The sequence below is a fragment of the Kitasatospora dryopteridis genome (genome assembly GCF_050749075.1).
Lineage (GTDB): Bacteria > Actinomycetota > Actinomycetes > Streptomycetales > Streptomycetaceae > Kitasatospora.
Genome location: NZ_CP192749.1, coordinates 7,250,840 through 7,276,769, shown reverse-complemented (window position 1 = coordinate 7,276,769; position 25,930 = coordinate 7,250,840). Strand labels below are relative to the sequence as shown.

At 71.9% G+C, this 25,930-nt stretch carries 23 protein-coding genes and 2 pseudogenes; 19 read left to right on the top strand and 6 right to left on the bottom strand.

Features of this window, described 5'->3' with window-relative positions:
• Positions 1–160: 160 nt before the first annotated feature.
• Both ACQ614_RS32970 and ACQ614_RS32965 read left to right on the top strand, forming a co-directional pair.
• On the top strand, positions 161–847 hold the full coding sequence (locus ACQ614_RS32970) for a hypothetical protein (protein WP_431682689.1): 687 nt from the start codon (positions 161–163) through the stop codon (positions 845–847).
• Positions 832–990, top strand: coding sequence for a hypothetical protein (locus ACQ614_RS32965; RefSeq protein WP_431682688.1), 159 nt, complete (start codon positions 832–834; stop codon positions 988–990). Before ACQ614_RS32970 ends, ACQ614_RS32965 begins: the two co-directional genes overlap by 16 nt.
• Before the next feature lie 168 nt (positions 991–1,158).
• On the opposite strand, the gene ACQ614_RS32960 is transcribed toward ACQ614_RS32965, so the two are convergent.
• A complete protein-coding gene (locus ACQ614_RS32960) occupies positions 1,159–1,704 on the bottom strand; it encodes a GNAT family N-acetyltransferase (protein ID WP_431682686.1) in 546 nt (181 codons plus the stop codon).
• A gap of 476 nt (positions 1,705–2,180) precedes the next feature.
• Here ACQ614_RS32960 and kdpF point away from each other — a divergent pair, with 476 nt between their 5' ends.
• The 6 genes from kdpF (at position 2,181) to ACQ614_RS32930 (ending at position 10,272) form a co-directional block, all read left to right on the top strand.
• Positions 2,181–2,270, top strand: coding sequence for a K(+)-transporting ATPase subunit F (kdpF, locus tag ACQ614_RS32955; protein WP_107486849.1), 90 nt, complete (start codon positions 2,181–2,183; stop codon positions 2,268–2,270).
• Position 2,271: 1 nt separating this feature from the next.
• Complete coding sequence (gene kdpA / locus ACQ614_RS32950) at positions 2,272–3,933, top strand: potassium-transporting ATPase subunit KdpA (protein ID WP_431682684.1); 1,662 nt, start codon at positions 2,272–2,274, stop codon at positions 3,931–3,933.
• Positions 3,933–6,038 (top strand): potassium-transporting ATPase subunit KdpB, encoded by a 2,106-nt coding sequence (gene kdpB, locus ACQ614_RS32945; protein WP_431682683.1) that lies wholly within the window; start codon positions 3,933–3,935, stop codon positions 6,036–6,038. The genes kdpA and kdpB overlap by 1 nt, the downstream gene beginning before the upstream one ends.
• Positions 6,039–6,053: 15 nt before the next feature.
• The gene (gene kdpC / locus ACQ614_RS32940; RefSeq protein WP_431682681.1) at positions 6,054–6,689 is read left to right on the top strand and encodes a K(+)-transporting ATPase subunit C; all 636 of its coding nucleotides are present in this window, start codon (positions 6,054–6,056) and stop codon (positions 6,687–6,689) included.
• 129 nt (positions 6,690–6,818) lie between these two features.
• Entirely contained in the window at positions 6,819–9,371 is a 2,553-nt protein-coding gene (locus ACQ614_RS32935; RefSeq protein WP_431682680.1) for an ATP-binding protein, read from the top strand.
• Between the two features lie 82 nt (positions 9,372–9,453).
• Positions 9,454–10,272 (top strand): hypothetical protein, encoded by an 819-nt coding sequence (locus ACQ614_RS32930; protein ID WP_431682678.1) that lies wholly within the window; start codon positions 9,454–9,456, stop codon positions 10,270–10,272.
• A 90-nt stretch (positions 10,273–10,362) separates the two neighbouring features.
• Here ACQ614_RS32930 and ACQ614_RS32925 read toward each other — a convergent pair whose 3' ends face one another.
• Positions 10,363–10,977, bottom strand: coding sequence for a KUP/HAK/KT family potassium transporter (locus tag ACQ614_RS32925; protein WP_431682676.1), 615 nt, complete (start codon positions 10,975–10,977; stop codon positions 10,363–10,365).
• A gap of 339 nt (positions 10,978–11,316) precedes the next feature.
• On the opposite strand from ACQ614_RS32925, the gene ACQ614_RS32920 reads away from it, so the two are divergent.
• Both ACQ614_RS32920 and ACQ614_RS32915 read left to right on the top strand, forming a co-directional pair.
• Positions 11,317–11,979, top strand: coding sequence for a DUF4097 family beta strand repeat-containing protein (locus tag ACQ614_RS32920; RefSeq protein WP_431682675.1), 663 nt, complete (start codon positions 11,317–11,319; stop codon positions 11,977–11,979).
• A gap of 140 nt (positions 11,980–12,119) precedes the next feature.
• Positions 12,120–12,938, top strand: a complete 819-nt coding sequence (locus tag ACQ614_RS32915) for an alpha/beta fold hydrolase (RefSeq protein WP_431682674.1) — start codon at positions 12,120–12,122, stop codon at positions 12,936–12,938.
• A gap of 132 nt (positions 12,939–13,070) precedes the next feature.
• On the opposite strand, the gene ACQ614_RS32910 is transcribed toward ACQ614_RS32915, so the two are convergent.
• Complete coding sequence (locus ACQ614_RS32910) at positions 13,071–13,574, bottom strand: hypothetical protein (protein ID WP_431682673.1); 504 nt, start codon at positions 13,572–13,574, stop codon at positions 13,071–13,073.
• A gap of 438 nt (positions 13,575–14,012) precedes the next feature.
• On the opposite strand from ACQ614_RS32910, the gene ACQ614_RS32905 reads away from it, so the two are divergent.
• The 3 genes and pseudogenes from ACQ614_RS32905 to ACQ614_RS32895 form a co-directional block, all read left to right on the top strand.
• Complete coding sequence (locus ACQ614_RS32905; protein WP_431682672.1) at positions 14,013–15,143, top strand: serine hydrolase domain-containing protein; 1,131 nt, start codon at positions 14,013–14,015, stop codon at positions 15,141–15,143.
• Positions 15,144–15,311: 168 nt separating this feature from the next.
• Positions 15,312–16,088 (top strand): MerR family transcriptional regulator, encoded by a 777-nt coding sequence (locus ACQ614_RS32900; protein WP_431682671.1) that lies wholly within the window; start codon positions 15,312–15,314, stop codon positions 16,086–16,088.
• A gap of 164 nt (positions 16,089–16,252) precedes the next feature.
• Positions 16,253–16,581, top strand: a pseudogene (locus ACQ614_RS32895) (siderophore-interacting protein); the annotation flags it as partial.
• Between the two features lie 93 nt (positions 16,582–16,674).
• On the opposite strand, the pseudogene ACQ614_RS32890 reads toward ACQ614_RS32895, so the two are convergent.
• Positions 16,675–16,944: pseudogene (locus ACQ614_RS32890) on the bottom strand (VOC family protein); the annotation flags it as partial.
• Between the two features lie 42 nt (positions 16,945–16,986).
• Positions 16,987–18,303 carry an IS701 family transposase gene (locus tag ACQ614_RS32885; protein WP_431675996.1) on the bottom strand — a complete coding sequence of 439 codons (1,317 nt, stop codon included), beginning with the start codon at positions 18,301–18,303 and terminating at the stop codon, positions 16,987–16,989.
• A gap of 19 nt (positions 18,304–18,322) precedes the next feature.
• Here ACQ614_RS32885 and ACQ614_RS32880 point away from each other — a divergent pair, with 19 nt between their 5' ends.
• From ACQ614_RS32880 to ACQ614_RS32855, 6 genes are all read left to right on the top strand, one after another.
• Complete coding sequence (locus tag ACQ614_RS32880; protein ID WP_431682670.1) at positions 18,323–18,946, top strand: alkyl sulfatase C-terminal domain-containing protein; 624 nt, start codon at positions 18,323–18,325, stop codon at positions 18,944–18,946.
• Between the two features lie 353 nt (positions 18,947–19,299).
• On the top strand, positions 19,300–20,247 hold the full coding sequence (locus ACQ614_RS32875) for a 2-hydroxyacid dehydrogenase (protein WP_431682669.1): 948 nt from the start codon (positions 19,300–19,302) through the stop codon (positions 20,245–20,247).
• Positions 20,248–20,411: 164 nt separating this feature from the next.
• Complete coding sequence (locus tag ACQ614_RS32870) at positions 20,412–21,014, top strand: TetR/AcrR family transcriptional regulator (protein ID WP_431682667.1); 603 nt, start codon at positions 20,412–20,414, stop codon at positions 21,012–21,014.
• 257 nt (positions 21,015–21,271) lie between these two features.
• Positions 21,272–22,198 (top strand): TauD/TfdA dioxygenase family protein, encoded by a 927-nt coding sequence (locus ACQ614_RS32865; protein WP_431682666.1) that lies wholly within the window; start codon positions 21,272–21,274, stop codon positions 22,196–22,198.
• 50 nt (positions 22,199–22,248) lie between these two features.
• Entirely contained in the window at positions 22,249–23,550 is a 1,302-nt protein-coding gene (locus ACQ614_RS32860; protein WP_431682665.1) for an MFS transporter, read from the top strand.
• 43 nt (positions 23,551–23,593) lie between these two features.
• Complete coding sequence (locus ACQ614_RS32855; protein WP_431682664.1) at positions 23,594–25,312, top strand: aldehyde dehydrogenase family protein; 1,719 nt, start codon at positions 23,594–23,596, stop codon at positions 25,310–25,312.
• On the opposite strand, the gene ACQ614_RS32850 is transcribed toward ACQ614_RS32855, so the two are convergent.
• Positions 25,249–25,848, bottom strand: coding sequence for an aldo/keto reductase (locus ACQ614_RS32850; RefSeq protein ID WP_431682663.1), 600 nt, complete (start codon positions 25,846–25,848; stop codon positions 25,249–25,251). The genes ACQ614_RS32855 and ACQ614_RS32850 overlap by 64 nt on opposite strands.
• Between the last annotated feature and the right edge of the window lie 82 nt (positions 25,849–25,930).

Sequence of the window (25,930 nt, the reverse complement as noted above, 5' to 3'; positions counted from 1 at the left end):
CGGTGCCCGCACCGAGCGGGCCTTGAACGCCACGACGAGTGCTCTCCGGTCGGCGACGGACGCCGAATGCGTCCCGGAGGGCCCCGGCTGGCCGCACTGCTCCCCGCCTTTTCCGCCCACCGGCCCGCGCCCGATGCCGGCGACGGCACCCGGCTTCTGCGTGGAACGCGGGGCCGATCCGGCGGTCTGCGCGGAACCGATCCTCGACGGCACCCACCGGGACCTGCTCGATGCCCTGGAGTTCGCCCGCCGCTGGACGGCCGCCGGCGGGGCCGTGGACGAGCTGCCGGAGCCCGACGAGAAGATCGTCGACGACGCGCTGATGGCCCAGCTGGGCGGCGAGGCGCACCAGGCTCTGCGGCTGGCGCCGGCCTGGTGCTGGGTCGAGGAGTGGCAGCCGCCCGCGCTGGCCGTGCTGTGCCGCAGCGCCGAGGTGCGCCGCCGGCACGCGTCCGCGCTCCTTCCCGCCTGCCGCGACCTGACGGCCCTGGGGCGGCACGACCTCAAGTGCCTGGCCCACGCGCTGGCGGTCCTGGACGACGAGCCCCTGGTGGTGCTGCACCGGCCCACCGGGACCGGGTTCGAGGTACGCATCGGCGGCATCGGGGACAACTACCAGTTGCACACACTGCTCGCCCACGTTCTCATCGGCGGCGGCCACGTGCCCGGCGCCGCACCGTCGGCGGAGAGCGTCCGCCTGGCCACGGGCCCCGAACGCGTACCGGGACCGTCGCGACCGGGGCCTTCCAACTCCTCACCCCGGACGGCGGGCGGATCTGGCACGAGGGATTGCCCGACGACATCCCCGTGGTGGAGGGACGCCGCCTGCTCGTGCTGGACGACCTGACGTACCAGTACAACTGGAACGCCGACCGGTTCTTCCCGCTGCTCCCGGGCACGGCCGAACTGACCCGTGTCCTGTCCACCGGCGAGGCGCGGACCTGGTTCGCCCGCACCTCGTCCGGCCGCGGGGCCCGCCGGACATCCTGACCCGGCAGGCCCGGTCGTCACCGCTCGGCATCGGGTGGCTGCTGCAACCAGGAGTTCCGGTACCGCCACGACGTCACCCGGCTCCTGTCCCCGGTCGACGCCCCCACACGTCCGTGAGCGCCCCGGGCCGACCACGTCATCGCCCCGATGTGCCGGCGCCGGGGGCGGTCAGCCGTCATCCCGGAGGAACGAGTACATGAACATGTCCCGGCGTTCGTCCCCCACCCGCTGCCAGCTCCTCAGCAACCCCTCGCGCCTGAACCCGACCCGCTCGGCGGTCTTCAAGGACGCCGCGTTCCAGGGTTCTACGTACAGTTCGAGTCGGGGGATCTCGAGATCCGCGACAGCCCATCGGACGACTGCGGACAGTCCGGCCCCGGCAGCCCTCCGCCCGCGGCCCGATTCGACCACCCAGTAGCCCAGGGACGCACGCCCCTCACCGATGTTCCTCAGCCACAGACCGACGGCGCCCACCGGTTTGCCGTCCTCACCCGCGATCACGAACGGATACCCGGCCCCAGTGGCAGCGCGACCCCATTGACGCTCGATGAAGGCAACGCCCTCCGCTTCGGAGTACTGCGCCGGCACCGTCGTGATCAACGGGATGTAATCGTCCTGGGACGCTTCACGAACGAGGTCCAGGTCGGCAAGGCACCACGGCCGAAGGGTGAGCCCTTCATCCGTGGCGAGCTCGGGCACGTCCAGCGATTCCATGACCGTATTCTGCCGATCCTCCTGGTCGGACACGCATGAGTATCGGACCCGCGCGCGGGTTCGGCGCAGTGGAGTCGGCATCTGCTGCCCCATGCTGCAGCCCAAGGCACACACGGCTGAACCACCGGCCGAACAGCAGCCGTTGGCCGGCCGATCGATGACTCGGGACGGTTGTCCCGGCCCCCGTGAGGGGCCTCGTCGTCACGTCCGGCCGACGTCATGCGGGCCGGGGCCGTCAAGAGGGCGTCAATGTTTCCGGCCTCCCCGTATGGACCGTGTCAGGGACCCCGGACAGCCCCCTGACGTGCTGATTGGCTTCCTCTGCCGGCCACCCGCCGGCGAAGTGCGGACCGTGTCGGCCCCCGGGCCGGGTCCCTGAGCCACCAGGTGGAACCCATGGCAGATCTCCTCTTCGTCGGTGTCACGGTCGCCGTGTTCGCCGTCATCGCCCTGATCGCGAAGGGGGTGGAGAAGCTGTGAGCGCCGACAACATCGCAGGTCTCATCGTCGCCGTCGCGCTCGTCGGCTACCTCGTCGTCGCGCTGATCTACCCGGAGAAGTTCTGACATGAGCTCCACTGCTGCCGGCTGGCTGCAGGCCCTTGCCCTGGTGGGCGCCCTGGCCCTGTGCTACCGCCCCCTCGGCGACTACATCGCCAAGCTCCTCACCTCCGCCAAGCACCTGAGAATCGAGCGCGGCCTGTACAGGTTGGTGGGCGTCGACGGTGACGCCGACCAACGGTGGCCGGTCTACCTGCGTTCGGTGCTGGCCTTCTCGGCCCTGTCGATCCTCTTCCTCTACGGCCTGATCCGCCTCCAGACGCACCTGCTCCTGAGCCTCGGTGTGCCGGAGATGGAGGCCCACCAGGCGTGGAACACCGCGGTCTCCTTCACCACCAACACCAACTGGCAGTCCTACAGCGGCGAAGCCGCGATGGGGCACCTGGTGCAGATGGCCGGCCTGGCGGTGCAGAACTTCGTCTCGGCGGCCGTCGGCATCGCGATCGTCGCCGCCCTGATCCGGGGCTTCACCCGCAACCGCACCGATCGGGTCGGCAACTTCTGGGTCGACCTCACCCGCATCGTGCTGCGCCTGCTGCTGCCGCTCTCGATCGTCTTCGCGCTGATCCTGGTCGCGAACGGTGTGGTGCAGAACCTCCACGGCTTCCACGACGTCGCCACCCTCGGCGGCGGCACCCAGTCGATACCCGGCGGGCCGGTGGCCTCGCAGGAGGTCGTCAAGGAGCTGGGCACCAACGGCGGCGGCTTCTTCAACGCCAACTCCGCCCACCCCTTCGAGAACCCGAACGGCTTCACCAACTGGCTGGAGATCTTCCTGCTGCTGGTGATCTCCTTCTCGCTGCCCCGGACCTTCGGCCGGATGGTCGGCGACAACCGCCAGGGCTACGCGATCGTCGCCGTGATGGGCCTGTTCTGGGTGACCTCCGCCGCGCTGATCACCTTCTTCGAGCACCAGCACGCGGGTACCGCGATGCAGGCGGCCGGCGGTGCGATGGAGGGCAAGGAGCAGCGGTTCGGCATCGCCGCCTCGAGTCTGTTCGCGGCGTCGACGACGCTGACCTCGACCGGTGCGGTGAACTCCTTCCACGACTCGTTCTCCGCCTTCGGCGGCGGGTTGACGGTGTTCAACATGATGCTGGGCGAGATCGCGCCCGGCGGTACCGGCTCGGGCCTGTACGGCATGCTGATCCTGGCGATCGTCGCGGTGTTCGTGGCCGGTCTGATGGTCGGGCGGACCCCGGAGTACCTGGGCAAGAAGCTCGGCGGTCGGGAGATGAAGTTCGCCTCCCTGTACATCCTCACCACCCCGGCGATCGTACTGGTCGGCACCGGCATCGCCATGGCGCTGCCCGGTGAGCGCGCGAGCATGCTCAACAGCGGCCCGCACGGCTTCTCCGAGGTGCTGTACGCCTTCACCTCCGCCGCCAACAACAACGGCTCGGCGTTCGCAGGCATCACGGTGAACACCGAGTGGTACGACACCGCGCTCGGCCTGGCGATGGCCTTCGGCCGGTTCCTGCCGATGGTGTTCGTGCTGGCGCTGGCGGGTTCGCTCGCACAGCAGCAGCCGGTCCCGGCGAGCGCGGGCACCCTGCCCACCCACAAGCCGCTGTTCGTCGGCCTGCTGTCCGGCGTCGTGCTGATCGTCGTCGGCCTCACCTACTTCCCGGCCCTGGCTCTCGGCCCGATCGCAGAAGGTCTCAGCTGATGTCCACCACCCTTGCCCCCGCACCGGTCGAGCAGAGCGCGACCCCGCACAGAGTCCAGGGCGGTCTGCTGGACCCGAAGCTGATCGTGAAGTCCCTGCCGGACGCGGTGAGAAAGCTCGACCCGCGGGTGATGGTCAGGAACCCGGTGATGTTCGTGGTCGAGGTCGGCTCGGTCGTCACCACGGTCGCCGCCGTCGCCGACCCGTCCGTCTTCGCCTGGGCGATCACCGCCTGGCTGTGGCTGACCGTGGTCTTCGCCAACCTGGCCGAGGCCGTCGCCGAGGGCCGCGGCAAGGCCCAGGCCGACACCCTGCGCAAGACCAAGACCGACAGCATGGCCCGCCGCCTGCTCAACTGGCCCGCCAGTAGTGCCGAAGAGGAGGTCTCCGGCACCGCGCTGCGGCTCGGCGACCACGTCGTCGTGGAGGCCGGGCAGATCATCCCCGGTGACGGAGACGTCGTCGAGGGCGTCGCGAGCGTCGACGAGTCGGCGATCACCGGTGAGTCCGCCCCGGTGATCCGCGAGTCCGGCGGCGACCGCAGCGCCGTCACCGGCGGCACTCGGGTGCTCTCCGACCGGATCGTCGTCAAGATCACCTCCGAGCCCGGCAAGACCTTCATCGACCGGATGATCGCCCTGGTCGAGGGCGCGGCCCGCCAGAAGACCCCGAACGAGATCGCGCTGAACATCCTGCTGGCGTCGCTGACGATCGTCTTCCTGATCGCCGTGGTCACCCTGCAGCCCCTGGCGACCTACGCCGGCGCCCCGCAGTCGATGATCGTGCTGGTCGCGCTGATCGTCGCCCTCATCCCGACCACCATCGGTGCTCTGCTGTCCGCGATCGGCATCGCCGGTATGGACCGCCTGGTGCAGCGCAACGTGCTCGCCATGTCCGGCCGGGCCGTCGAAGCCGCCGGCGACGTCAACACCCTGCTGCTCGACAAGACCGGCACCATCACCCTCGGCAACCGACAGGCCGCCGAATTCCTCCCCACCGCAGGCATATCCACCGGGGAGCTGGCCGACGCCGCCCAGCTCTCCTCGCTCGCGGACGAGACCCCCGAGGGCCGCTCGATCGTCGTCCTCGCCAAGACCGAGTACGGTCTGCGGGCCCGCGCGCAGGGCGAGTTGGCACACGCCACCTGGGTGCCGTTCACCGCCCTGACCCGGATGTCCGGCGTCGATCTCGACGAGGCCGACGGCCTCCACCAGATCCGCAAGGGCGCGGCCGCCGCCGTCACCAAGTGGGTGACGGACCACAGCGGCACCGTCACGAAGGAATTCTCGACCCTGGTCGACGGGATCTCCGCCGCCGGCGGCACCCCGCTGGTGGTCGCCGCGAAGTACGGTGCCAGTCCTGCCCGTGTGCTGGGGGTGATCCATCTCAAGGACGTGGTGAAGGAGGGAATGCGGGAGCGCTTCGAGGAGCTGCGCCGCATGGGCATCAAGACCGTCATGATCACGGGTGACAATCCGCTGACTGCGAAGGCGATCGCGGAGGAGGCCGGTGTGGACGACTTCCTCGCGGAGGCGACTCCCGAGGACAAGATGGCGCTGATCAAGAAGGAGCAGGCGGGCGGCAAGCTGGTCGCGATGACCGGTGACGGCACCAACGACGCGCCGGCGCTGGCCCAGGCGGACGTCGGTGTGGCGATGAACACGGGCACCATGGCCGCCAAGGAGGCCGGGAACATGGTGGACCTGGACTCCAACCCGACCAAGCTGATCGAGATCGTCGAGATCGGCAAGCAGCTGCTGATCACCCGGGGCGCGTTGACCACCTTCTCGATCGCCAACGACGTCGCCAAGTACTTCGCGATCATCCCCGCGATGTTCGCGGGCGTGTACCCGGGCCTGCGCCACCTCAACATCATGGGCCTGCACAGCCCCGAGTCCGCGATCACCTCGGCGATCGTCTTCAACGCCCTGGTCATCGTCGGCCTGATCCCGCTCGCCCTGCGCGGCGTGAAGTACCGGCCTGCGGAAGCGAGTTCGCTGCTGGCCCGGAACATCGGGATCTACGGCATCGGCGGCCTCGTCGTCCCCTTCATCGGGATCAAGGCGATCGACCTGGTCGTCCAGTTCATCCCCGGCCTGAGCTGAGAGAGGCCAGCACACATGCCCACCATTCTGCGCACCCACCTCACCGCGCTGCGGATGCTGCTGGTGATGACCGTCATCCTCGGCCTCGCCTACCCTCTGCTCGTCACCGGCGTCAGCCAGGTCGCCTTCCCGGCCAAGGCCGACGGATCGATCGTGAAGGCCGACGGCAAGGAGATCGGGTCCAGCCTGCTCGGCCAGAACTACAACCTCCCGAAGAAGGCCTCTTCTGATTCAAAAACGGGCGACGACCCGGACGAGCAGGCGCCGCCCGACCCCAAGTGGTTCCAGCCCCGCCCCGCCGCCTACGCCTACGACCCAAAGAGCTCCGGCGCGTCCAACCTCGGCCCCAACAGCGAGGACCTGCTGAAGGCCGTCCGGGAACGCCGTGCCGCGATCGCCGCCTTCGACGGCGTCGACCCGGCGAGTGTCCCCGTCGACGCGGTCACCGCCTCCGGCTCCGGCCTCGACCCGCACATCTCCGTCGCCTACGCCAGGGAGCAGGTCGACCGGGTGGCCAAGGCCCGCGGCATCCCAGCCGAGACGCTGAAAAGGCTCGTCGACAAGTACACCGAGGGCCGCTCGCTCGGCTTCCTCGGCCAGGACGGCGTCAACGTCGTCCTGCTGAACAAAGCACTGAGCGAGACCGAGTGATGTCGCGCCAGTGGTCCGAGTGACCGAACCGACCCAGGTGTGGAGGGCAGCCTCCGCACCCGGGTCGGTTGCCCGTGCATCGGGATCCACTTCGTACCGGCCGTCCTTCGTCCAGAAAGAGCAGCGTCCATGCCCCACGACCTCACCCCCGGCACCGCCGTCCGCCGTGGGCGGCTGCGGGTCTATCTCGGATCGGCTCCCGGCGTCGGAAAGACGTACCGGATGCTGGACGAGGCCCGTCGCAGACGGGACCGCGGTGCGGATGTGGTGGTCGGCTTCATCGAGTGCCACGGCCGGCGTCACACCGAGAACATGCTTCAGGGGCTGGAGCTGGTGCCCCGGCTCACCCGCAGCTACCGCGGCACGGACTTCCAGGAGATGGACCTCGACGCCGTGCTGGACCGCCGTCCGGCGGTGGTCATGGTGGACGAGCTGGCGCACACCAACATCCCCGGTGGCCGCAACGCCAAGCGGTGGCAGGACGTCGAGGAACTGCTGGCCGCGGGCATCGACGTGATCACCACGGTCAACGTCCAGCACCTCGAGTCGCTGAACGACGTCATCCAGAAGATCACCGGAATCCCGCAGCGCGAGACCGTCCCCGACGAGGTGGTCCGCCGCGCCGACCAGATCGAACTGGTGGACATGGACCCACAGGCCCTGCGCCGCCGCATGGCCCACGGAAACGTCTACAAGGCGGAGAAGGTGGACGCCGCACTGTCCAACTACTTCCGGGTGGGAAACCTCACCGCGCTGAGGGAGTTGGCCCTGCTCTGGGTGGCCGGCCGGGTCGACGAAGGGCTGCGCGACTACCGCGCCGCCCACGACATCGACCGCGTCTGGGAGACCCGCGAACGCGTCGTCGTGGCGCTGACCGGCGGCCCCGAGGGCGAGACCCTCGTCCGTCGCGCCGCCCGGATCGCAGACCGGACCGCCGGCGGCGAGCTGCTCGCCGTCCACGTCACCCGCAGCGACGGCCTGGCCGGAGCATCACCCGGGGCCCTCGCCGAGCAGCGGCGGCTGGTGGAGAGCCTCGGCGGCGGCTACCACGTGGTCGTCGGCGACGACATCCCCACCGCGCTGCTCTCCTTCGCCCGCGCCCACGACGCCACCCAGCTGGTCCTCGGCACCAGCCGCCGCGGCCGTCTCAACCGCTTCCTCACCGGCCCGGGCATCGGCGAGACCACCGTGGACCTGTCCGAGGACATCGACGTCCACATGGTCACCCACGAGTTCACCGGACGCGGCCGGCTGCCCTCCCTCGGCCGCAGGCACTCCCGTCGCCGGACCGTCGCCGGCTGCACCGCGGGTCTGCTGCTTCCCGTGCTGCTCACCGTCGTCCTCTCCCGGCTCACCGGGAGCCTGAACCTCACCACCGACGCCCTGATCTTCCAACTCGGCGTGGTGGCCGTCGCGTTGCTCGGCGGGGCCACCTCGGCGCTGCTGGCCTCGCTGGTCGCCTCACTGCTGCTCAACTACTGCTTCATCCCGCCCGTCCACACGTTCACCATCAGCGAGCCCAACAACGCGATCGCGCTGGTGGTGTTCGCCGCCGTCGCCCTCACCGTCTCCACCGTGGTCGACCGCGCCGCCCGGCTCACCACCCGGGCGGCCAGGGCGACCGCCGAGGCCGAGACCCTCTCCACACTCGCCGGCAGCGTGCTGCGCGGCGCCGAGGCCGTACCCGCCCTGCTGGACAAGACCCGCACCGCGTTCGGCATGGACTCCGTGGCGCTGCTCGACCGGGCCGGCGGCGAGACGCTGGCCCGCAGCGACGCCGAGGGCGAGGCCCCGGCCGCCGACCGGGTGGTCACCGAGGTGTCGGTGGGGTCGAACGCACTGCTGATCCTCGCGGGACGCCGACTGCCCGCCGCCGACCACCGGGTGCTCACCGCCTTCACCGCGCACGTCGCCGCCGCGCTGGAACGCGACCGGCTCGCCACCGTCGCCGCCGAGATCGAACCGATCAAGGCCGCCGACAAGATGCGCACCGCCCTGCTCGCCGCCGTCAGTCACGACCTGCGCACCCCGCTCGCCGCCGCCCTCGCATCGATCGGCTCGCTCCGCAGTCCCGACGTCGAGTTCTCCGACGAGGACCAGGCCGAACTCCTCGCCGTGGCCGACGAGTCGCTGGTCAAGCTGACCCGCCTGGTCGACAACCTGCTCGACATGAGCCGCCTCCAGGCCGGTGTCCTCACCCTGCACCTGGAGCCCACCCCGCTGGACGAGGTGCTGCGGCGCGCGATGGACTCGCTCGCGCAGTCGGATGCCGCCGTTCAGCCGCTGGACCTCGACACCGTCCCTGCGGTCCTGGCCGACGTGCCGCTGCTCGAGCGGGTGCTGGCCAACGTCCTGACCAACGCCCTGCGCCACAACGCCCCGGGCGCACCCGTGCTGGTCGCCGCCAGTCACCACCGGGGCCGGGTGGAGGTCCGCGTCGTCGACCGCGGTCCCGGCATCCCGCCCGAGGACCGCGACCGGGTCTTCCTGCCCTTCCAGCGCCTCGGCGACAACGACAACACCACCGGCGTCGGCCTCGGCCTCGCCCTCTCCCGCGGCCTCGCCGAGGCCATGGGCGGCTCCCTGGGCGTCGAGGACACCCCCGGCGGCGGCACCACCATGCTCCTCACCCTCCCGGCGGCCGGGGCGGCCGACCCGGCGGACGGCGGTGTGGCGGCATGAGCCACATCCTGGTGGTGGACGACGAACCGGCGCTGCTGCGCGCACTGAAGGCCGGTCTGCACGCCGGCACTACGCTGCACGCGTGATCGAACCTTCGAATGTACGTCTCGCCGACCTTCTCGACCGCCGTGCGGACGGGCACGAGCCCGCGCCGGAGGCGGTGCTCGCCGCACTGTTCGAGGGCGGGGTGTTCGTTCCAGTCACCGACACCGGATCGGTGGTGTTCCTCCCCGACGACGAACAGCCGCCCACGCTGCTCGGGTTCACCGACGCGGCGCTCGGCGCGGAACTGCTGCCGGCGGCCGCCGGGATGGTGCACTGCGACACGGCGCGGCTGAGGGACATCCTGGAGAAGACCGGCGTCGCCGTGCTCGGGGTCCGCTCCCGGAGCGGGCAGGCGATCTTCCCCGAGCAGGTGCTGCGGGACTGGGCGACCTACGGGCCCGGGGCGGAAATGAAGCTCGGCCGGTCCACCGACCCGGTGGCGGTCGCCCTGCGCGACGCACTGGTGCGGCGGATCCGCGAGTTCCCCGCCGTCCGCTCGGTGTGGGTGGCGCAGGTCCGGTGGCAGGCCGGCGGCGAGGAACACCTGATGCTGCACGTCGCCGTGGACGAGGACCTGCCCTCGGCCTCCGCCGACCGCCTGATGCAGATCCTGCTCGGCGAGGAGGTGAAGCCCGGCCGGAAGCACCCGAAGGTCGGAATGCTCGCCCTGAACACCACCACCCACGCGGACACCATCGCCCAACTGGACCGCCAGGGCCTGGACACGGTGCGCCACGACGCCGAGTCGGGCCAGGTCCAGGTGATCTCCCGCGAGTACGACGACCCGTCCGTGGCCCCGGCGAACGGCGCCGCGCCCCAGCCCCGGGCCAAGCGCCGCTGGTTCGGCCGCTCCTGACAGGAGATCGCCTGGCTGGGCGCTCCCCCTTCGGAACCCGCCGTGCGCCCAGCACCGCCCGCCGATCCGACGAGATCCGAAGGAGAGGGCCTACACCTCGACGTGGGAGCCCATGATGACCGTGCGGTCGCGCGGAAGGCCGAAGTACTCGGCGGCGTCGGCCGTGATGTAGGAGGTGGCGATGAACAGCCGCTTGCGCCACGGCGCCATGGTCGGTTCCTTGCCGCGCCGGAGCTCGATCTTCAACAGGAAGCAGGTCGCCCGGTCGAGCTGCAGCTCGCCCTCGGTCGCGGTCGGGTCGAGCAGCGCCAGTGCACCGGGCACGTCGGGTGTCTCCATGTAGCCGAACCGGGCGGCGACATGGGTGATCCCGTCGTCGGCGTAGCCGAGGTCGTCGACGACGATCCGCCGTTCGACCGGCACCCGGGGCACCGGCTCGGTCTGGATGGAGAGGATCACGACCTGGTCGTGCCGCACGTGGTTGTGCTCGACGTTGGCGCGCATCGCCAGGGGCGTGGTCTGCTTGCCCCGGTTGAGGAAGACGGCCGTGCCGGGGGCTCGCAGCGGTGACACCTCGCCGCTGCGGAGCTGGTCCACGAAGAGCAGCACCGTCGCGCCGGTGGCGACCAGCCACACCGGCGTGCCCCACCTCGCGCGGGCCACGTAGAAGAACAGCAGGGTGGTGATGGTGCCGGTGACCGCCATGCCGACCGGTAAGCCTGCGATGCTCCGCCCCGAACGGCGGCGCTCGGGCCGGCCTCCTGTCAGCGCCCCGTCGAGGCGGAGGCTGCCGGGACAAAGAGTGGTCGGGACCGGACGGCTGCCCGACGGGTGGGCGCGGCTGATTCCCCGTCATGGCGTTCACTTCTTATCCATTGCAACGATCGGGCAGTCGCCGTTGCATTACCTTCAGGACAGTTGCAACGATTTCACGCACTTGAGCTGCATAAATGATACGCATGCGCAACGAGACTGTTGCTGGCACATGGAAAGCAACGTAGCGTTTCCCATGTCAGAAACAGCGAGCGAGCACAGGAGAACACGATGCAGAAGTTCGACACCCCCGCCCCGATCTCCGCCGTCCTGGACATCCCCGCCGGGCGCATCCGGCTCGTCGCCGCCGACCGCGCCGACACCACCGTCGAGGTCCTGCCCGCCGACCCGTCCAAGAGCCGCGACGTCCGGACCGCCGAGCAGACCACCGTCGCCTACGCCGACGGCGTCCTGCGGATCCACATCCCCGAGCCCAAGAATCCGCTCGTCGGTTCCGGGTCCGTGGAGGTCACCGTCCAGCTGCCCGCCGGCTCCCACGTCGAGGGCAGGGCCGCGGCCTCCGAGCTCCGCGGCGTCGGCCGCCTCGGCGACGTCGCCTTCGACGGCGCGTACCGCCGGATCAAGCTAGACGAGGCCGCGAGCGTCCGCCTCACCGCGACCGACGGCGACGTGGAGATCGGCCGGCTGGGCGGCCCGGCGGACATCAGCACCGCAAGGGGCGACATCCGGATCACCGAGGCCGCGCGCGGCACGGTCGTGCTCCGCACCCAGTCCGGCGACATCACCGTCGGCGCCGCCGCCGGCGTCTCGGCCGCCCTGGACGCCGGCACCGACCACGGCCGCATCAGCAACACCCTCAAGAACGACGGCACCGCCGACCTCGACATCCGTGCCACCACCTCCCACGGCGACATCACCGCCCGCAGCCTCTGAACGACCGGAACCAGGACGGCCCGGCCGGGCCCACCGGCCCGTTGCCCGGCAACCCGGCCGGCCGTCCCCACGGGCCCGCGATCCACGTACAGGGCCACGAGAAGCCGTACAACACGCCTGACACGACCAGGGGGAACGCCATGACGAAGAACAGCACGTCCTCGACCGGTTCGCAGTGGACCGGCATGGTGCCGGTCGACGACACGGCCCTGGCCGTCACCGACACCGGCGGCCCCGGCATCCCCGTGGTCTACCTCAACGGCCAGTTCGCCACCCAGGGGTACTGGCGGCGGCTCATCGCCGAACTGGGGCCGGGGTGGCGGCACATCACCTACGACGAGCGGGCCCGCGGCAGGAAGTCGAAGCGTTCGGCGGACTACTCCTTCGAGGCCGCCGTCCGGGACGTCGATGCCGTCCTCGCGGCCAGGGGCGTGGACCGGGCACTGGTGGTCGGCTGGTCCTACGGCGCGTTCCTCGCGGCGCACTGGGCCCGGCGGAACCCGGACCGTGCCGTGGGTGCCGTCCTGGTGGACGGCGCATTCCCGTACGACTGGCTCGACGAGGCCATGGAAGAGCGGATCCGCAAGCAGTTCCGGCAGTGGAGCTGGTTCCTGCCGCTGCTGCGCCCGACGGGCCTGACCCCGCGGATGAACGCCGAGGAGCTGGCGAACTGCAACATCGAGCTCGGCCTGATCTCCCGTGAGCGTGAGCTGGGCCCCGTGCTGGACGGCATCACCGTCCCGGTGCGGTACGTGGTCGCCTCGGGATCATCCCTCGGAAGCCGCGGCGACGAGCAGGAGCGGATCCGCACCAGCCTCGATGCGGTGACCGCCCGCAACGCGAACATCAAGATCAGCGCGAAGGTCGCCAGCAACCACGGTGCGATCCTGAAGAAGGACTCGCCGGCCGTCGCCGATGCCGTGCGCGAGGTCTCCTCCCTCGACCGCGAGGGCCGCTGACCACCGCTGGACCGCTGACGTTGCTCGCGCACGTCAGCGGTACTCGCGCGGGCGGGGCCGCCGACCGAGGACGGTGAGCGCGAGGAGCACGGCCAGCAGTGCGGCACAACGGCGGCCGAGGCTTCGCCGAGCTCACCGTCCGCCCGGGCCACTGCGTGGTCCATCGCCTGCCGGTTGACGGCGAGGACGGCGTCCAGCGCGGCGGCGGGCTCGGCGAAGTCGGCGTTGGACTGGCCGGGCCGCAAGGCCAGTGTTGAAGGTAACGGCTTCCTTGAAACGGCCCCGGGCACGCAAGGCACGCGTTGTCCGGTCGTCGAGCTGATACTGCCGGAAGGCGTCCAGTACCCGCTCGGCGGCGCCCTGTTCACCGGGAAAGATGATGTTGCGCAGCTCGTCGCCGAGGAAGCTGCCGAACGGGACGTCGCTGTGATCGGCGCGATGCGCCTCGGCGGCGGCCTTCAGCTGCAGGTCGTAGTCGCCGAGGGCGCTCTCGATGTCGATGAAGCCCTGCTCGTAGGCGGCAGCCCGGGCCGGGTCGGTGAGGAAGCGGCTCTCGTCCGCGTTCATGTCGTAGGCGGCGGCCCTGGCTCGGTTCAGGGCGAGGACGGAGTCGTAGGCGTTGCTCTTGGCCACCACCAGGTGCCGGTCGGCCTGCGTGGTGAGGTGCAGCCGGCGAGCAGGGCGACCGCGGTGAGGAGGGTAAGGGCGGCAAGCAGCGGGTTGACCAGGCGGCGGAAGCGGACGGTGAATGTGCGCTGCAGGGCGGCGAGCGCCGCGAGGGCGAGCAGGCCTGCGGCCAGGATCCACCTTGACGCCTACGGCAACGTTCCTGACGGGTCATTGACGGACGAAGCCGTGCCGGCCCTGCCGCCCCGGGGCGATGAGAAGGTCCGGATCGACCGCTGCCGATCCGCCGGTCGGTGCGCTTCTCCGGACCGAGGGCGATGGACTGTTCCGACTCCCCCAAAGAGCAGCTGTGAGCCAGAACACAGTTGAGGTTGACCTCGGGGCGGGGTGGAGGCTCGTCGCAGCGGCCCGACGCCGACTCGGGTACAACGGATTTGAAGGAGCACCATGTCCATCACCCCTTCCGACCAGGGGCAGGATCGCCCGGAGCTGCAGAAGGCGATCGAGGAGATCGTCGAGTCCGGTTTCCTCGGGGTGCAGCTGCGGGTGAACGACGAGCAGGGCGAATGGGTGGGCGGCGCCGGGGCACGCGAGCTGGGCCGGAGCGCCGGGCCGCTGACCGACGGGCACTTCCGCATCGGCAGCACCACCAAGAACTTCGTCGCGACCTCGGTGCTCATGCTGGCGGCCGAGGGCCGGATCGGCCTGGACGCCCCGGCCGATGACCACCTGCCCGGGTTCGGGCTGGACCGGCGGATCACGGTGCGGATGCTGCTGCAGCACACCAGCGGAATCTTCAACCACACCGGCGAGCTCTACGAGGACGGGACGTTCGCGCCGGGGATTCCCATGCCCTACGGCACCCCGGGCAAGGAGTGGGTGGACGACCGGTTCAAGACCTACCGGCCGGAGGAGCTGGTACGGCTGGCGCTGTCCAAGCCGGCGCGGTTCGAGCCGGGAGCGGACTGGAGCTACTCCAACACCAACTACGTGCTGGCCCGGCTGGTGATCGAGAAGGTCACAGGCCGTTCGTTCGCCGAGGAGCTGCAGCGGCTGATCCTGGCACCGCTGGGGATGACCGGCACCGTGGCGCCGGGAACCTCCCCGGAGATCCCCGAGCCGCACAACCACAGCTACTACCGCTACGAGGTTGCCGGGCAGGAGAAGACGGTCGACATCACCCGTCAGAACCCCTCCTGGGTTTCGGCCGGCGGTGACATGATCTCGACCACTCGGGATCTGCACACGTACTTCTCCGCGCTGATGGGCGGCAGGCTCCTGCCGACCGAGTTGCTGGCCGAGATGTGCACGCCGGAGGCGAAGGTCGGCTACGGCCTGGGGGTGTTCGCGCAGGACGCGGGCCCGGGCGGCACCGTCTTCCACCACAACGGCGCTCAGGGTGGCTCGGTGGCGCTGATGTACAGCACGCCCGACGGCAGCAAGACCCTCACGGCCGGGCTGAACTGCGTGGACGACGCCGAACTGTCCATGGCGGCAGCATTCCAGAACGCCCAACAGAGGCTCGTCAACGAGGTGTTCTGCGGCGGGCAGGCCGACCCGGCTCGGCCGACGGACTGAACACCTGTGCCCCGTACGCTTCGAGGGCCGGTCGGCCCGTTCCGGTCGCGTACCGGGGAGAACACGAACCGGGGCCACGCCGAGCCGGGCGATCTCGGCGTGGCCCGTCCACACGCTCGGCCGCGGTGCATGTAGCCGCCGAGCCCGAGCGCGAGGCAGGCTGAGCAGATGACGAACGGAATCACGATCGGGCAGGCGGCGGCATACGTCGGCGTCACGGTGAAGACGGTGCGGCACTACCACAAGCTCGGCCTGGTCGAGGAGCCGGAACGCGACGGCTCCGGCTACCGTCGGTACGGATCGGCCGACCTGTTGCGGCTGGTGCAGGCCCGGACGCTGGCCGCCGCCGGGGTGCCGCTGGCCGAGATCGGGCCCCTGCTCGACGCCGACGCCGAGCAGTTCGCCGCCTCCCTCGCCGAGGTGGAGCGGCAGCTCACCGAACGGATCTCGGACCTGATCGCGCGCCGCGACACGCTGCACCGGCTCGCCGACGGCGACCGGGCCCTGCTGCCCGACCGCGCCTCCGCGATCCTGGACCGGATGCCCGGCCTCGGCTTCGGTCCCGACTACGTGGCTGCGCAACGCGAGGCCCTGGTGCTGGCCAGGGCGCTGGTGCCGGAGGGCTTCGACGGCTTCCTGACCCAGCTCGAACACCGGCTCGAGGACCCCGAGTACATCGACCTGACCAAGCGCGGCCGGGAGGCCGAGACCTGGGAACCGGACGACCCGAGGATCGACGAACTCGCGACCGCCATGGCCGACCACTACCTCGCCAACCCCGCACTGCTGGGGAATCCCACCAGTCTTCGGGCCTGGCGCAACGCTTCCGCCCAGTACAAGCTGATCGACAACCACCGCGGGGACCAGGCCCCGGTCTCAGCCCGGCTGACCGCACTCACCGAGGCCAAACTCCGCTCCGCAGGCGTACCCGTCCCCCACCGGTGACGGGGATCCTCACGGCACAATCGCACACCGGCCGTCCGCCGCACCACTGCCGGCTGCGCGTTCGGTAGGCGCCCCGAGGACTGATTGCCTCGGAGGACGCCGGCTCGGGCAGCCGGGACGACGGCGAGCTGCAGGCCTGCCCGACCCCGTCAGCTCTCGGCCTGCCCGCCGGCGTTCGCGGCCCGGCGGCCGCCCGTGGCCGGCACCTGCTGGCCGGCGACGAGAGCACCCTGCCCGCCGACGTCCGCGCGTTCGTCGTGATCGCCGGCCCCGAGGAGGAGCAGAAGTTCGACTCCGTCGCGGAGGTCGTCCGGCTGCACCGCGGCGACCGCCTCCGTCGGCGAACTGCTCGTCGAGGCCGTCCGCGCACTGGAATTCCCCGAGGGCCGGGTGCACGCCTTCGTCCACGGCGAGGCCGGCTTCGTCAAGGACGTGCGAGCGCTCCTGCGCGTGGACCTCGGGATCCCGCGAGGACCTCTCCATCTCCGGCTACCTGACGGTCCGACGGGTGGCCCGCAGGCAGCCGCCGGCCGCAGTGTCTCGAGGACGGCCCCGCGCGAGTCGGGCTCGCGAGGAGTTCCCGGGCCTAACCGATGAGGGTCCGCTTCGGGCGGACGACGCAGAACTCGTTCCCCTCCGGATCGGCCAGCACGGTCCACGACTCGTCGCCGCTCTGCCCGACGTCCACCCTGCGGGCGCCGAGTGCGAGGATGCGCTCGATCTCGGCCTCGCGGTCCGCCGCGGTGGACGTCAGATCGAGGTGCAGGCGGTTCTTGACGACCTTGCGGTCGGCCACCGGCATGAAGCAGATGCCCACGGGCCCGGTCTCGTCCGGCCCGATCACGACCTCCCGCTCCTGCAGTCTCGTCTTTCGCGGTTTTCTTGATCGTCTTGTGGGCTACGCGGCTGCGGCGGCCCAGGCCCGGTGGACGGCGGCGATTTCGTGGTCGGTGGGCTGACCTGCGTGTTCGGGCATATTCCTGGCCGCAATGACGGTGCGCCGGAGCTTGACGACCATGTCCTGGAAGGACGGGGTGGTCTTGGTGGTGTACCAGGGGGCGCGGGCCCGGTGCTCGGCGACGTCGGCGGGGTGGTGGCCGTGAAGGGCGTACCAGATGACGGTGAGGCTGTAGACGTACAGGCCGAACGGCACGGTGCGCTCGACCGCCGCCCGGACCCTGTTCTGGGCCTGGCCGACGTCCAGGTGTTCGCGGACTTCCTCGAAGGTGGTCTCGATCGACCAGCGGCCGGCGTAGCGTTCCACCAGCTCGGCGGCGGGGGTGGTCAGGTCGGTGGTGACCAGGGCCAGGTCGAAGGGCTTGGTCGAGCCCGGGTCGCGGACGAGCAGGACGCGGATGGTGCGGGTGTGGAAGCTGCCGTACCACAGGCAGACGAGCTCGGCGATGTGCACGGTCGCGGGCGGCCGGTTGTACCGGGTGACGGTGTGCGCGGTGAAGACTGCCTGCTCGGCCCAGCTCTTCGGGGTGCCGATCTTGGCGCCCTTCAGGCACGGCCGGCCACGGCGGCCGGTCGGCGGCGGGGCGAGTTCGTACAGGGCGGCGTTGACCGGCAGCCGGCACGTCCACGTCACCGTGCCGGGCAGCTCGCGCAGGGCGCGGCCGTGGTAGGCGCCGTCGGCCACCACGTCGATCCGCCGGTCGGTGAACGCGCGGGCCAGCAGCGCGACCAGGTCGAGGGCGAGATCGACTTTCGTCTTCCCCTGTTTGGGGCGCCACAGCCGGGCCAGGATGGGCAACGCGATCGGGCGGGTGAGGAAAGGCAGGCGCACCACCAGGGCGACCACCACGAAGCAGGTCCCCCGCCCGATGGGCTTCGGTCCGGTGGCCGCACCGTCGTACTGCCACGCGGCACCGAAGACCTTGCGCCCCGTGCGCTTGAACAGCGTGTCGTCGACGGCGACCTGCAGCGCAGCCCCCGCGGGCAGCAGCCGCTCCACGATCAGACGGGCCAGCACGAGGCCGACCCGGTCCAGGTCCCACACCCCGGCGGCGAAGAACCGGTGGGCCCGGTCGTGCGGCCACCGGGCCGACAGTCCGGCGCCGGTCAGCATCCCGGTCACCGTCCGCCGCCCAGTACGTGTCACCGTCCCCGTGACCAGCGCCGCGAGCGTCTCGAACGACGGCGCGGTGAAGCAATCCCGGAAGACCGCCAGCACGAGTAACAGCGAAGGGGGTACGGTCCCCGGTGGAAGCATCGACGGCCCCTCGACAGAGGTGGAACAGACCCGTCGATGCTTCCGCACGTCTACGACACAAGCCCCCTCTTTCGATCATGAAAACCGCGAAAGACGAGCCCTCGGGACGGGACTCCTGGCCGCCCGCCTCAAGCACCTGGAACACGAGGGCCTGGCGCAGAAGATCACCCTCCCGCCGCCCGCCCGCACCCCGGCCTATGCCCTCACCGAGGCCGGCGAGGAACTCGGCCCCGCAGTCCTGGCACTCGCCCGATGGGGACTGAAGTGGGCCATGGGCGAACGACGGGCGACCGAGACCTTCCATCCCGGCTGGGCGGTGCTCGGCCTGCGGGCCTGCTTCGACGCCGACGCCGCCACCGGACTCCACGCGGTCTACGAGTTCCGCATCGGCGACGAGGTCCTCCACGCCCGGATCGACGACGGGACGATCGAGACACTGCACGGACCGGCCCAACACCCGGACGCGACGATCACGATGGGCGAGGAGGCCTTCCTCGGGCTCACCGCCCAGACCCGGACCCTTGCCCAGGCCATCGACACCGGGGCAGCATCGGTGTCCGGCGACGCCGAAGCCCTGCACCGGCTGAAAGGCGTCTTCCGGCTCCCGGCCCCGACCTCCCGCACGGGTGGAGCCCTCACCTGACCACCGGTCACCGGTCTGCACATCAGGAGCCGACGTGGACCGCGATCCCGACCGCGGAGTCCGTCGGGACCCTGGAGGACCTCGTGCCCGTCCTCGACGGTCCGCCCGGGACGGGTGGCGGGAGCGGCTCCGATCGTGCTCTTCCCCCGAGGAGGAGACCCCCATGACGACGGCCACGAGGGGCACGGGCTCCGTATCCGTTCGCGCTTCCCTGCCGGTCGGCGGTCACGGTGTGACACTGGTGCACGTCCACTGTCGTGTGCAGGCCCGACTCCCGCAGGAGATGAGATGCCCGGCATCACCGTCCGCAGCCGGCCCACGGCCGCACCGTCCGCGGCACGGGCGGTCGCGTCGTGAGCGGTCCGCGCGTGCTGCTGCCCTACCCGCCCGGCGAGGTGGGGGGTCTGCCCGAGGGCTGGAGTGCCGCGGTCTGGGACGGCACGGGCGATCCCCCGGGGGCGGAGGTGCTCGGGACGGTCGAGTTCTTCGTCGTCCCGTACACCTTCACGGCGGCCGCCCGCCCCCTGCTGGCCCGGATGCCGCGGTTGCGAGTGGTGCAGTCGCTCAGCGCCGGCGTCGACGATCTGGCACCGCACGTGCCCGCGGGCGTCACGCTGTGCAACGCGCGGGGAGTGCACGACGCGAGCACGGCGGAACTGGCCGTGGCCCTGACGCTGGCGTCGTTGCGCGGAATCCCCGGATTCGTGGTGGACCAGCAGGCCCAGAGGTGGTCGGGCGGGTTCCGTCCCGCCCTGGCCGGCCGGACGGTGCTGATCGTCGGCCACGGATCCATCGGCGCGGCGGTGGAGGCGCGGCTCTCCGCCTTCGAGTGCGACATCGTTCGGGTGGCGCGCACGGCGCGGGAGAGCCCGAGCGGCCCGGTGCACGCGTTCGGTGAGCTGCCCGGCCTGCTCGGTGCAGCGGATGTCGTGGTGCTGACGGTCCCGCTCGCACCGGAGACCCGTGGGCTGGTCGATGCCGGCTTCCTGTCCCGGATGAAGGACGACGCCCTCCTGGTGAACGTCGCCCGCGGCCCGGTGGTGGTCACCGATGCCCTGGTGCGCGAGCTGCGCAGCGGACGTCTGAGTGCGGCCCTGGACGTCACCGACCCTGAACCGCTGCCGGCCGGTCACCCCCTCTGGTCCGCACCGAACGTCCTGATCAGCCCTCATGTCGGCGGGAACAGTTCGGCCTTCCGGCCGCGCGCCCGCGAGCTGGTCCGCTCCCAGCTCGAGCGCTTCACGGCAGGGCTTCCGCCGGCGAACGTGGTGCTGGGCCCCGAAGAGCCGACGGGGCGGTGAGCCGTCGCCCGTCCGGCAGCCGGGTCGCGGGGCTCACGGAACGGCGATCCGGCCGACCGGGGAGCCCGTTTCCGCCGGCCGGCCGCGAGCGGCTGTCCGGGGACGGGAGGGACGGGAGGGGCCGGTCGGCCGCCATGACCCGGGGCGCCCGTATGCTCGCTGCCATGGTCGGCACACAGGCACGCGACGGCGGACGCGGACCGGGGCGTCCGCGGGAGGAGCGGGTGACCGGCGCCGCCCTGAACGCGGTGATCGAGCTGGTCGCCGAACAGGGCATCCGGGCGGTCACCATGGATGCCGTGGCCGCTCGGGCGGGCGTGAGCAAGCCGGCCATGTACCGGCGCTGGTCGTCCAAGCAGGCGCTGGTGATCGCGGCTGCCGAGAGCCGGATCGGGCCGCTCTCGGTGCCCGACCTGGGCGACCTGCGGGCCGAGCTGCGCGAGGTGCTGACCGCGCGTCTGGCCTCCTACCGGATGCCCGGGACGGACCGGTTGCTGGCCGAGCTGATCGGCGCCGCCGCGGCGGAGCCCGGCGAGCGCGGCGCGTACGTGGCCTACACCGACCGGATCATGTCGGAGACCCGCAGCATCCTGGAACGGGGCATCGCGCGGGGCGAGGTACGACCGGAGATCGACGTCCGCTCGGCCGCCACCCTGGTGGCGGCCCCGATGATCTACCGCCTGCTGGCGGAGCGCGAGCTGCCGGACGGTCACCTCGTGGACGACCTGGTCGACTTCGTCGTGCGCGCGGTCAGCCGCACCTCCTGATCCCCGCGCCTCCGGCCCCCCACCTCCTGATCCCCGCACGTCCCGACCCGCACCGCCTGATCCCCGCGCCTCCTGATCCCCGCACGTCCCGACCCCTCGCGACTCCTGCCCGGGATCCGGCCGGACCCGCATGCCCGGACTGCCCCGCCCACCACCCCGGTGCGCCGCGAAATTTCCCCGCTCCGCCCTCTTGCCCTGCCGCAGCCGAATATCAATACTGCCGGTAACGAATTCCGATGCGACCGTGGAGGACCCGCATGGGCACCGCCGTGAGCACGACCTCCCACCCGATCCTCGCCAAGCCGCTGTTCCACGCCGGCCGCCGCCGGCTGGACCGGACGGCGCCCGGCACCCGGCAGGCCGACTTCCGCCTGCTGGAGATCACCCCGATGACCCCTCACATCGGGGCCGAGATCACCGGCGTGGACCTCGCCCGCCCGATCGGCGAGGACCTCGCCGCCGAGCTGCGCCTGGCCCTCGACGAGTGGAAGGTGATCTTCTTCCGGGACCAGCACCGCTTCGACGCCCGCGCGCACCTGGCCCTGGCCGGCGTGTGGGGCCCGCCCGAGCCGAACCCGTTCTTCCCCAAGGGCGACACCGCCGGGGTCTCCCGGCTCGCCAAGGACGCCACCGCCGTCGGCCAGGAGAACATCTGGCACAGCGACCACTCCTTCATGGCCGCCCCGGCGATGGGCTCCGTCCTGCGGGCCGTCGAGGTCCCGCCCGCCGGCGGCGACACCATGTGGGCCGACATGGGCGCCGCGTACGACAACCTCGACCCGGAGCTGCGCGCACGCATCGAAGGCCTGACGGCGGTCCACGACTGGGAGCCCACCTGGGGCTCGTTCATGACCCCCGAGAAGATCGCCGCCCTCAGGGCCGTGCTGCCCCCGGTCGAACACCCCGTCGTGGTGCGCCACCCGCGCACCGGCCGCCCGACCCTGTACGTCAACGAGCCGTTCACCACCCGCATCACGGGCCTGCCGGAGGCGGAGAGCCGCGAACTGCTGCACCTGCTCGGCCTCCAGGCGCGGATCCCCGAGTTCCAGGTGCGGTTCCGCTGGCAGCCGGACTCGATCGCGATCTGGGACAACATCGCCACCCAGCACTACGCGATCAGCGACTACTACCCGCAGCGGCGCGTCATGGAGCGGATCGCCGTCGCCGGCGGCCCGCTCTCCTGATCCGGGACACCCCCACCCCCCTTGCCGGCCGCCACCCCCGCGGAGCCCCGATGACCGACACCGACGTCAGAACCACCGCCCCGCCGGCCACCGTCCCCGGGCGCCGCGCCTGGACCGTGACCGGCCTGCTGGTGGTCTTCATGATGGTCAACTTCGCCGACAAGTCCGTCCTCGGGCTCGCGGCGGACCCGATCCGCCGCGACCTGGGCCTGTCGGCAACCGCCTTCGGGCTCGCGAACAGCGCCTTCTTCCTGCTGTTCTCGATCTCCGGCGCCGCCGTCGGCCTGCTCTCCGACCGGGTACGGCCGCGTCGGCTGCTGCTGGCCATGGTGCTGCTCTGGTCGCTCGCCCAGGCGCCCATGGCCCTCGGCGGCGGCGCCGCCCTGCTGGTGGCCTCGCGGATCCTGCTGGGCGCCGCGGAGGGACCGGCCTTCCCCGTCGCCCAGCACACCGCCCTCTCCTGGTTCCCCGACCGGCGGCGCAACCTGCCGGGCGCGCTGGTGATGGCCGGAACCACCCTGGGCGTGGTGGTCGCCGCGCCCGGGCTGACCTGGATCGTCCACCACCTGGGCTGGCGCTCCGCGTTCGGCGCCGTCGCCGTCGCGGGCGTGCTGTGGGCCGTCGTCTGGGCCCTCGCCGGACGGGAGAACGGCCGCACCACCGGCGCCGGCCGGCCGGTCCGGGGCCAGGCCCCCGACACGGTCGGCGCGCCATCCGCCGGCCCGTCCTACCGGCGGATCCTCGCCACCCGGACCTGGATCGGCAGCACGGCCGCCTACTTCGGCACCTACTGGATGACCGTGCTGCTGCTGGTCTGGGTGCCGAGCTACCTCCACGACGGCCTCGGCTACTCCGACACCGCCACGGCGAACCTGGTGGCCGCGCTGTGGGCCGTCAACACGCTCGCCCTGCTGGGCCAGGCCTGGCTGACCGGCCGGCTGCTGCGCCGGGGCGTCGCCAGCCGCTGGGCCCGGGCCCGCGTCGGCGGGGCCGTCCTGCTGGTCTCCGCACTGGCCTGCCTGGCCCTCCCCGCGGTGCCGCACTCCGCGGCCACCGTGCCGCTGCTGATCGCAGCGTTCGGCCTCGGCGGCACGATGGTGACCGTCGCGGTGACCACGGTCGCCGAAGTCGCACCCGAGCACCGCCGCGGCGGCGCCCTCGGTCTCATGAACGCCGTCGTCACCACCGCCGGCCTGGCCGCCCCCGTCCTGACCGGCCACCTGGTCGACCTGCACGGCGGCGCCGGCTACGGCCTCGCCGTCCGGTTCGCCGGTCTCCTGCTGCTGCTCGGCGCGGCCGCCACGCTGCTCGTCGACCCCGCCCGGGACATCACCCGCCTCCGCTCCGCCTGAACCCGACCGCTCCCGCCACCACCACCCCGCTTCGAGGAGCACCGTGCCCGACCCCACCGCTCCCGCCCCCGCCGGGACAGACCACCTCGACCACGCCCTCGCCGAACTGCGCGCCGGCGCCGCCTCCTGGGCCGCCACCCCGACGGACCTGCGCATCGGCCTGCTGGAGCGGCTGCTGCCGAGGATCCACGACACCGCGGCCGACCTGGTCGCCGACACCTGCCGGCACAAGGGCTACCCGCCCGACTCCCCGTGGGCCGCCGAGGACTGGGCCGGCGGCCCCTGGGCCCTCGCCCAGCACACCACCGCCCGCCTGCACTGCCTGCGGCGCCTCGCCGCCGGCCACGACCCGCTGCCCGCCGACCGGGTGCACGAGACGGACGGCCGGACCTGGGTCGACGTCTTCCCCGCCACCGCCTCGGACCGCCTGCTGCTGGCCGGCTACCGGGCCCGCGTCCGGCTCGTGCCCGGCACGAGCGCCGAGCAGGCCCGCGAGCGCGCCGCCGCCCGCCACCGCCGTGGCCCCGCCGGACCCGGCATCGCCCTCGTCCTCGGGGCCGGCAACGTCGCCGCCCTCACCGCCACCGACATCCTGCACCAGCTGTACGCCGAGGGCCGGGTGGTCGTCGCCAAGATGAACCCGGTCAACGCCTACCTGCGGCCCCACTACGAGCGGATGTTCCACGAGTTCGTCCGGAACGGCTGGCTGCGCCTGGTCGACGGCGGCCCCGCCGAGGGGGCCCGGCTCACCGCCCATCCCGAGGTCGACGCCGTCCACATCACCGGCAGCGCCCGCACCCACGACGCCGTCGTCTGGGGCACCGACGACCGCGCCGACCAGCGCCGCCGCGCCGACACCCCGCTCGTCGACAAGCCCCTCACCAGCGAACTCGGCGGCGTCAGCCCGTTCATCGTCGTCCCGGGCCCGTGGAGCGCCGCCGACTTCCGCCACCAGGCCGAGCACATCGTGACCGCCAAGATGAACAACTCCGGCCACAACTGCATCGCCGCCCAGGTCCTCCTGGTGCCCCGTCAGTGGGACGGCACCGAACGCCTGCTGGACGCCGTCCGCGCCGTGCTGCGCGCCCTGCCGTTCCGCACCGACTACTACCCCGGCTCCGCACAGCGGCTCGCGGCCGTCCGCAAGGCGCACCCCGGCGCCGAGATGTACGGCGACGGCTGCCGGCTCCTCGTTCCCGACATCACCGACCCCGCCGACCCGCTGCTCACCGAGGAGGTGTTCGCCAGTGCCCTCGGCATCGTCCGTCTCCCCGGCGACACCCCGGCCGCCTTCCTCGACCACGCCGTCCGCTTCGCCGACGACACCCTCCCCGGCACCCTCGGCGCCACCGTCCTCGTGCACCCCCGCACCGAACGCGACCACCCGGCGGCACTGGCGGACGCCGTGGACCGGCTGCGCTACGGCACGATCGCCCTGAACACCTGGTCGGGCGTGGGTTTCCTCCTCGGACACACCCCGTGGGGCGCGCACCCCGGACACACCCGGCAGGACATCGGCAGCGGCACCGGCTTCGTCAACAACACCTGGATGCTCGATGGCATCGAGAAGACCGTGCTCCGCGCCCCCTTCGCCCCGGCACCGCGCGGCCTGTTCACCGGCTCGCCCTCCCTCGCACCGCGCCCGCCGCACTTCGTCACCCACCGCTCCGGCCGCACCACCCTGGAACGCCTGGCCCGCTACACCGCCGACCCGGCCGCCCGCCGCCTGCCCGGCCTGCTCGTGTCCGCCCTGCGCGGCTGACCGGTACCGCCCCCGACGGCCGTCCGCGCGGACGCGACAGCGGCGCCCGCGCGGACGGTTCCACACCGGCCACAACACCGGGAGGCGTCAGGAGCGTGCTGCGGTTGCACTCGTGGGCGGGCGGGGCCGGTGCCCGCGCCGGTGGCGGTGATGGCGGCGGCGATCCCCTCCAGGTCGGCCGGGGCCAGTCCGACCGATCCTGCGCCGCGCCAGCCGTCCACCTGCTCGGGGCGGCGGGCGCCGACGATCGCGCCGGTGATGCCGGGCCGGGCCAGGGCCCACGCGATGGCGATCTCGGCGACGGTCGCACCGTGCCGTACGGCGATCGGGCGCAGCGCCTCGGCCAGGGCGAGGTTGGCGGCCAGCCCGGTGGTGAAGTCGGCGTGGGCCGACCGCCAGTCGTCGGCGCCCAGGCCCGCCGCGCGCTGCGCGGTGAACGCGCCGGTCAGCAGCCCGGACTGGAGCGGCGAGTAGACGATCACGCCGGTGCCGTCCCCGGTGTATTCCAGCGACTCGCCGGTGTCGGGCCGGTGCACCTGGTACAGGTCGATCCGCTCCGCTCCGAGCCGCCGAACTGCCAGCCCGCCCCCGCCACGGCCCAGGAGCCGAACCCGACGC